Origin of the sequence: Bartonella florencae, assembly GCF_000312525.1 — a bacterium.
Lineage (GTDB): Bacteria > Pseudomonadota > Alphaproteobacteria > Rhizobiales > Rhizobiaceae > Bartonella > Bartonella florencae.
The window spans coordinates 286,224-287,815 of record NZ_HE997453.1 but is presented as its reverse complement, the minus strand read 5'-3'; the positions used below and the strand labels follow the sequence as shown (position 1 = coordinate 287,815).

The window sequence follows — 1,592 nt, the reverse complement described above, 5'->3', positions numbered from 1 at the left end:
GGGATCAGCACCAAGGCGCCCGATTAACATCACTTTATTTAGCATTTTTGTATCCCCATTAGATTAGCAATTTATACATAAAAAATCTTAACATATTTTGCATATTTATTCAATTATTTCAGTTTATTAATAACAGTTTTTTAAAGTATTACATTATATTTATTATGCAAAAAAACATAAATAGTTCAGTGTTCATTTAAAACCCTTGATATACATACATAAATGTATTAACATAAGATATGAAAATAAGATTTGAATGGGATGAAACTAAAGCAAGAAGTAATCTTAGAAAGCACCGTGTCAGTTTTGAAATTGCTGCTCGTGTTTTTGCAGACCCGTTCGCCATGGTTAAACAAGACCGTATTGAAAACGGAGAATATCGTTGGCAAACTTTGGGTCTTGTGGATGGCTTTTTACTGCTGCTCGTAGCGCATACTGTCCATGATGATAAAGATGGTATAGAAGTAATCCGTATTATTTCAGCGCGGCGAGCCAACTGGAAAGAAAGGAAACATTATGAAGAAGAAAGTTCGTTATGAAATTGATGTAGGTAACTTATCACCTTTGACAGATAAACAGAGAGTTGAAGTTGATAAACTAGCTGCAATGCCGGACAGTGCAATTGATCATAGTGATATTCCAACACTAGATGATGCGTTCTGGAAAAACGCCGTTCGCAATCCATTCTACAAACCAACCAAAACTGTCACAACAGTACGTGTGGATTCAGACGTTCTAGCGTGGCTTAAAAGTCAAGGGAAAGGATATCAAACGCGGATTAACGCCATTTTACGTGACGCCATGCTTCGTTCAATGCGTTGACCTCTTTCCTGCTACAAAGAGTATTAAACTGCTTTCGATAGTTTTTTATCTCCTTGTTGATTTCATCTATAAACGTTGAGAAGAGACAACGTCATTTAATCTGAACAGTTTTATAAAATCGGAAAATTTACTATGGTTTTTTAATGGAGCACTGTAGTGTGTAAATAGATATGTTTATTAAACTGCGTGTATGTAACATAAGAAACAATACACAGACTAAAAAAGAATACCAAAGAGCAATATCTGAGTACCAAAGTACAGTATCTAATGAAAAAGAAAGCTTGTACTCCACGTACTTAGAAATGACAGGCAAAGAAACCGTTTCTCTATAACTACTTGGGAAAATTAAAACGACAAACGCTACACTTATTAGCTTTAAAAGTCGGTGCATATATTGTTGTAAATCACGTGTTAGTTTCACCCAACCTGTTGTATTTCCGCATTTGTATTTTGGATTGTTTTGCAACTCAGAAGGAATATTGGAATTGCATAAAATTGCAAAAACCGTTGTGACTATTACCAAAGAAACAGATGCGAATGTCAAAATACTCTGAATAAAGTAAAGATTTTTTTTAATTCCTAAAAAACATATAAATATAAAAGTTATAATGCCAAACAAGGCTCTTAGCTGCTTATCTGTAAACATATTTATTTCCTGCGGTTTTCGATAATTTTTTGATCTCTTTATTGATCTCGTCTATAAGAGGTTCGTAATTGAGAATGCTTTTCGGAATACCACCACCGTAAACCCACGCTTTTACTTGTGCCTT

Annotated in this window: 3 protein-coding genes; 2 read left to right on the top strand and 1 reads right to left on the bottom strand. The window is 34.2% G+C overall.

Going from position 1 to position 1,592, the window contains the following annotated elements; genetic code table 11:
* Positions 1-239 precede the first annotated feature (239 nt).
* Both BN202_RS06755 and BN202_RS06750 read left to right on the top strand, forming a co-directional pair.
* Entirely contained in the window at positions 240-539 is a 300-nt protein-coding gene (locus BN202_RS06755) for a BrnT family toxin (RefSeq protein ID WP_019219862.1), read from the top strand.
* Entirely contained in the window at positions 517-822 is a 306-nt protein-coding gene (locus BN202_RS06750; protein ID WP_007553744.1) for a BrnA antitoxin family protein, read from the top strand. The genes BN202_RS06755 and BN202_RS06750 overlap by 23 nt, the downstream gene beginning before the upstream one ends.
* A gap of 130 nt (positions 823-952) precedes the next feature.
* Here BN202_RS06750 and BN202_RS06745 read toward each other — a convergent pair whose 3' ends face one another.
* Entirely contained in the window at positions 953-1,468 is a 516-nt protein-coding gene (locus tag BN202_RS06745) for a hypothetical protein (protein ID WP_019219861.1), read from the bottom strand.
* Positions 1,469-1,592: the final 124 nt, after the last annotated feature.